Source organism: Bradyrhizobium sp. 31Argb, from assembly GCF_043638955.1.
GTDB lineage: Bacteria > Pseudomonadota > Alphaproteobacteria > Rhizobiales > Xanthobacteraceae > Bradyrhizobium.
Genome location: NZ_JBEGDB010000384.1, coordinates 1 through 5,803, shown reverse-complemented (window position 1 = coordinate 5,803; position 5,803 = coordinate 1). Strand labels below are relative to the sequence as shown.

Below are 5,803 nucleotides of genomic sequence, written 5' to 3'. Positions count from 1 at the left end.
GCTTCCTCCTAAAAGAAAGCCTTGAATCACGTTCAATCTGATTTGAGAATCCCAAGAGTCCACACGGCCTAGCGCCGGCCGTGCTGACCGCTAAGCTTCAGATGGCTTCGCAAGCGGAGCCTCGGCTGCCGCGTCATCGTTCGCGGCCGGCCTTCTGGTCCGCAGCAGGCGCAGAACGAACACGAAGAAGGCAGGGACGAAGAAGATCGCGAGAACCGTCGCGGAGATCATGCCGCCGAGAACGCCGGTGCCGATGGCGTTCTGGCTGGCCGCGCTGGCGCCTGATGCGATGGCGAGCGGCACGACGCCGAGCGTGAAGGCGAGCGACGTCATGATGATCGGCCGGAAGCGGACGCGAGCGGCGTCAACCGCGGCGTCAGCCAGCGATCTGCCTTCCGCGTAGTAGTCCTTGGCGAATTCGACGATTAGGATGGCGTTCTTCGCCGACAGGCCGATGATGGCGATCAGCCCGACCTTGAAATAGAGGTCGTTCGGCATTCCTCGGAGCATCACGGCCAGGACGCAGCCGATCACGCCGAGCGGCACGACGAGCATGACCGAGAGCGGGATCGACCAGCTTTCATAGAGGCCGGCGAGCAGCAGGAAGACGAAGAGGATGCTGAGGCCGAACAGAATTGGCGCCTGCGATCCCGATTTGATCTCTTCCAGCGACTGACCGGTCCATTCGAAGCCGATGCCGTTCGGCAGCTCCGAAGCGAGGCGCTCCATCTCGGCGATCGCCACGCCCGACGAATGACCTGGAGCCGGCTCGCCTGCGATGCGCACCGTCGGATAGCCGTTGTAGCCAACGATCTGCGGCGATCCCTTCTGCCACTGGGCCATGGCAAACGAGGACAAAGGCACCATGCCGCCGCCCGCATTGCGGACGTTGAGCTTCAGGAGATCCTCCACCCGCAGGCGGCCGTGATCCCGAGCCTGGATGATGACCCGCTGCATGCGGCCGGCGTTCGGAAAGTCGTTGATGTAGGACGATCCGAGGTTGGCTGTGATCGTGTTGTTGATGTCGGCGAAGGTCACGCCGAACGTGTTGGCCTTCTCGCGATCGATAACAAGAAGAACCTGCGCCGCATCCGACAACCCTTCGATGCGAAGGCCCGCGAGCACCGGACTCTTGCCGGCCTTCTCCATCAGCTCGGCCGCCGCGTCCGTGAGCGCCGCCTGACCCAGGCCATTGCGATCCTGAAGACGGAAGGCGAAGCCGCCTGTCGTGCCGAAGCCGTCTATCGGCGGCGGCGAAAGCGCGAAGCTGGTCGCGTCCTTTAGTGCAAACAATTGCCCGTTGGCGCGATCGGCAATCGCCTGGGCGGATTGGCCCGCGCCCCGCTCGCTCCAGTCCTTGAGGGTCACAAACATCAAGGCGGCATTCGAGCCGTTGCCCGAGAAGCTGAAGCCCTGAATGGCCACGATATCGCGCACGGCAGGCTCCGTCTTGAAAATCTCCTCGATCTGCTTGATCGACGCCAGCGTCCGGTTGGCGCTGGCTTCGGGCGGGCCCTGGATGTCAACGACCAGAAAGCCCTGGTCCTCGTTCGGGAGGAAGGCGGTGGGGAGGCTGACGAAGAAGTAACCGAGGCCGATGACCAGGGCGAGATAGATCACCATCATGCGCCCGGCGCGCCGCACGATGCCGCCGGCAGCGCCGGTGTAGCGATCGGTCAATGCTTCGAATTTGCGGTTGAACCAGCCGCCAATCCCCTTCTTCCCATGATGACCATGCTTGATCGGTCTGAGGAAGGTCGCGCAAAGCGCCGGCGTCAGCGACAGCGCCAGAAATGCCGAGAACAGGATCGAAACGACCATGGTCAGGCTGAACTGGCGATAGATGATTCCCGTCGAGCCAGCGAAGAACGCCATCGGGATGAAGACGGAAGAAAGAACGAGCGTGATCCCGAGGATGGCGCCCGTGATCTGGTTCATGGCCTTCTTGGTGGCGTCCTTCGGTGAAAGTCCCTCCTCCGCCATGATGCGCTCGACGTTCTCGACGACGACGATGGCGTCGTCGACAAGGATGCCGATCGCCAGCACCATCGCGAACATGGTCAGGACGTTGATCGAAAAGCCCGCCGCCAGCATGACCGCGCCGGTGCCGAGCAATGCGATCGGCACCACCAGCGTCGGGATCAGCGTGTAGCGGAAGTTCTGCAGGAAGACGAACATCACCACGAAGACGAGCACGACCGCTTCGAGCAGCGTCTCCAGCACTTTCTCGATCGAGGCGGACACGAAGGGACTGGTGTCGTAGGGTACCGAATATTTCACGCCCTGCGGGAAGAACCGCGACAATTCCTCCATCTTCGCCTGCACGGCACGCGACGTCGCGACCGCGTTGCCGGTTGCGGAAAGCTGGATGCCCACAGCGGCGCTCGGCTGGCCGTTCAGGCGACTGGAGAAGTTGTAATTCTCCGCGCCGAGCTCGAGGCGGGCAACATCCTTGAGCCGAACCGTGCTGCCGTCCGGGTTTGCCCGCAGCACGATGTTGCCGAATTCTTTGGTGTTGGCGAGCTGTCCCTTGACGAGAACGGTCGCTGTCAGGTCGGTTGTGACCGGATTCGGCGATGCGCCGATCTGCCCGGCCGCGACCTGGGCGTTCTGCACCATGATCGCACCGTTGATGTCGGCGGCGGTCAGCCCGAGGCCGACCATCTTGTCCGGATCGATCCAGACGCGCATCGCGCGCTGAGCGGCGAACAATTGCGCGCGCCCTACTCCGCGAAGACGGCGCAGTTCGCCAAGCACGTTGCGACTGAAGTAGTCGCCGAGCGCGACTTCATCGAGCTTGCCATCGGTGGACGTGAGCGACACGATTATGAGGAAGCCGGCTGAAGCCTCTTCCACGGTCACGCCCTGCGCGGCCACCGCTGCCGGCAGTCGCGATTGAATTCGCCGCAGCCTGTTCTGCACGTCGACGGACGCCTGCTCGATGCTGGTGCCGGCCTCGAAAGATACGTTGATGCTGATCGAGCCTGACGTGTCCGACGTCGATTCGAAATACATCAACCTGGCGGCGCCATTCAGTTCCTCCTCGATCAGGCGCGTGACGCCCTGATAGATTTCCTGCGGCGAAGCCCCCGGATAGGAGGTCGAAATCGTCAGTTGCGGCGGCGCGACCTTGGGGTACTGCGCGACCGGCAAGAGCGGAATCGCGATGACACCGGCAATGCAGATGAACAGGGCAAAGACCCAGGCAAGGACCGGCCGCCTGATGAAAAACTGAGCCATCAGATTACCTCGCCCGGTTGTTCGGCTGGTCGGCGGGGATTCCCGCTTCGCGATCGGCAGGCTTCCACGGCTCGGGGACAACCTTGCCACCGGAGCGGACCTTCTGCACGCCATCGACGACGACGCGCTCCCCCTCCTTCAGGCCGGACTCGACGACCCATTCCGAACCGAGTGCCTGTCCAAGTTCGACGTCGCGCGTCTCCGCAATCCCGCCTTCCGATACGAGGTAGACCTGCGCCTTGCCGTCGCGGGCCCGGGTCACGGCACGCTGAGGAATGGTGATGGCGCCCTCGCGAACGGCCTGCGCAATGCGCACGCGAACATACATGCCGGGTAACAGGTCGTGTTTCGGGTTCGGAAATTCGGCGCGCAGAGTGACCTGCCCGGTGGTGGAATCGACGCTGGCGCTGGCGAACAGCAACCGCCCCGCTTCCGCATAGAGGCCGCCGTCGTCGAACACGAGTTCGACCCGGGCCTCTCCCGGCGCCGGGCTGGCGAGCTTGCCCTCCTCAACGGCGCGCTTGAGCGTGAGCAGGTCCTGCGCCGATTGCGTGAAGTCGACATAGACGGAATCCACCTGCTGGATCAGCGCCAGATTCTGCGTTCCGTCGGCGGTGACAAGCGCGCCCTCGGTGACGAGCGCGCCGCCGATGAGGCCGCTGATCGGGGCGCGAACCTCGGTGTAGTCGAGATTGATCTTCGCCTCGGCGAGCGCGGCTTCGGCCAATGCGACGTCGGCATCGGCCTGGGCGAGGGTCGCAGTTGCCGTATCCAGGTTCACGCCGCTGGTGGCGTCGCGCTCGTGAAGGGTCTTCTGGCGCTCGAACTGCTGTTTCGCATTTTGCTGAACGGCCTTCGCACGCCGCAGCGAGGCTTCGGCGCTCGCCACGCGCACCTGGAAGAGCTTCGGATCGATGCGGTAAAGGACGTCGCCTTCCTTGACCGGAGTGCCCTGCGTGAACACGCGCGCCTGAAGGATTCCGGAAACACGCGCGCGAACCTCGGAGATGCGCGTCGCAGCGATGCGGCCCGGAAGCTCGTTCACGACCGGAACGGGATGCGCTTTGAGTTCGATCACGCTGACCGCAGGCGGAGGCAGTTCCGCGCCTTGCTGCGCGGCAACGCCACCGATCGTTAGCGCCAGGAATGCCGCCGCTGCCAGATATGTCCTCACGCGCGGCAGAGCTCTGCTGCTGTACATTTCTTGATTTCCTTGAGTGTCCGCGAATTGTGGGCGGCATCAGCTTTCGTCGGGAAAGGACGTGTAGATCGTCCTGATGCCTGCGAGGATTTCGGATCGCTCGGCTGCGTCCCACTGGTGGAAGCCGAAGAGTTCGGTGCAGTAAAAGCCGGTCAGCGCCAGGTAGGCCATCAGCGCCGCTTTCGGCCGCAGGCCCGCGGCCATCGCGCGCAAGTCCGCCAGGGTCCAGTCGCGCATCTGCTCCTGGATCTTCTCCTCGCTCGACATCGAGGCGCTGATCGCGAGCGCGACCGCCTTGTCCCGATCGTCGGGAATCCGCTCGGCGACCGCGATCCGGCCGAACAGTTCGGGATGCGGCGTGCCGGCGTTCTCCGCCACGGTCTGTTCGATGCGCTCAAGCTCCGCCTTGACGCGGCGGTCGATCAACGCCTCCAGCAGCGCGCTCTTGGACCTATGGTCGTAGACGACCCGCGACTTGCTGACGCCAGCCTCCTGGGCCACCGCATCGATCGAAAGGCCCGCGGCCCCGAGACGGATAACCACCCGCTCCGCAGCATCGAGGATATCGTCGGTCGTGATTTTGCGTGTCCTGGACAATTCGCGCCCCTCATCGGCGATCGATAAAATACGAACGTTCGTGTTTTAATTCAAGTAAAGATTTGCTGATAGCAGGCAATATTGCGAGGCATCGGTTGTCGGATTGGCCGTTGAAAACAACCAACTCCCGCACAACAGATTGAAATACTTAAGTATTTTGTGATCGCCAAGTATTCCCTTGGCGCCATCCGTTCGATCGGACGCCGCCTGGGCTCGCCGGACCAGCGCGTGCTCGCGACGTCCGCGATGGGTCCGAAGTCAGCCCTTTTTCTTTTTGGCCGGCTTAGCCGCCTTGGCCGGCTTTGCCGCCGGCGGCTTTTCTTCGGCGGCCTTCTTCATCGATCGCGCATAGCTGTCGGCCACATTCTCCGCCGTGATTTGCAGCCGTCTCGCCGCCGCCGCTGCCGACGCGAGCGTGTTCTTGGCGAGGTGTTTATGGCGCTCCTTGGTCTCCTTGTCCTTGGCCTTGACGGCCATTCCCATCAGACGGCCATGCTGCTTCCTGGCGGCATCAGTGATCGCCTTGGCCTGCTTCTTTGCCATCGACCGAATCAGAACGTCCAAATCCCCTGCCGCCATTTCTCTTCCCTACGCTCAGATCTCGCGCAGCGTGATACACTGGCCTTCCTTTCCGATCAATTTACAGCGCCGGCGGCGCACACCGGATTGCCGAGCGGCCGGAAGCCGAGAAGACTAGGCCGTGTGGACTCTTGGGATTCTCAAATCAGATTGAACGTGATTCAAGGCTTTCTTTTAGGAGGAAGC

General features: G+C 62.9%; 4 protein-coding genes. All 4 read right to left on the bottom strand.

All coding sequences use genetic code 11. The features are described 5' to 3' along the window. Positions 1-90: 90 nt before the first annotated feature. On the bottom strand, positions 91-3,240 hold the full coding sequence (locus tag AAFX91_RS38080) for a multidrug efflux RND transporter permease subunit (RefSeq protein WP_394569916.1): 3,150 nt from the start codon (positions 3,238-3,240) through the stop codon (positions 91-93). A 4-nt stretch (positions 3,241-3,244) separates the two neighbouring features. Beyond that, positions 3,245-4,441: an efflux RND transporter periplasmic adaptor subunit gene (locus AAFX91_RS38075; protein ID WP_394569915.1), complete on the bottom strand. Its 1,197-nt coding sequence runs from the start codon at positions 4,439-4,441 to the stop codon at positions 3,245-3,247. Positions 4,442-4,480: 39 nt separating this feature from the next. Further along, entirely contained in the window at positions 4,481-5,038 is a 558-nt protein-coding gene (locus AAFX91_RS38070; RefSeq protein WP_130581376.1) for a TetR/AcrR family transcriptional regulator, read from the bottom strand. Between the two features lie 258 nt (positions 5,039-5,296). Then, the gene (locus tag AAFX91_RS38065; RefSeq protein WP_394569914.1) at positions 5,297-5,581 is read right to left on the bottom strand and encodes a hypothetical protein; all 285 of its coding nucleotides are present in this window, start codon (positions 5,579-5,581) and stop codon (positions 5,297-5,299) included. Positions 5,582-5,803: the final 222 nt, after the last annotated feature.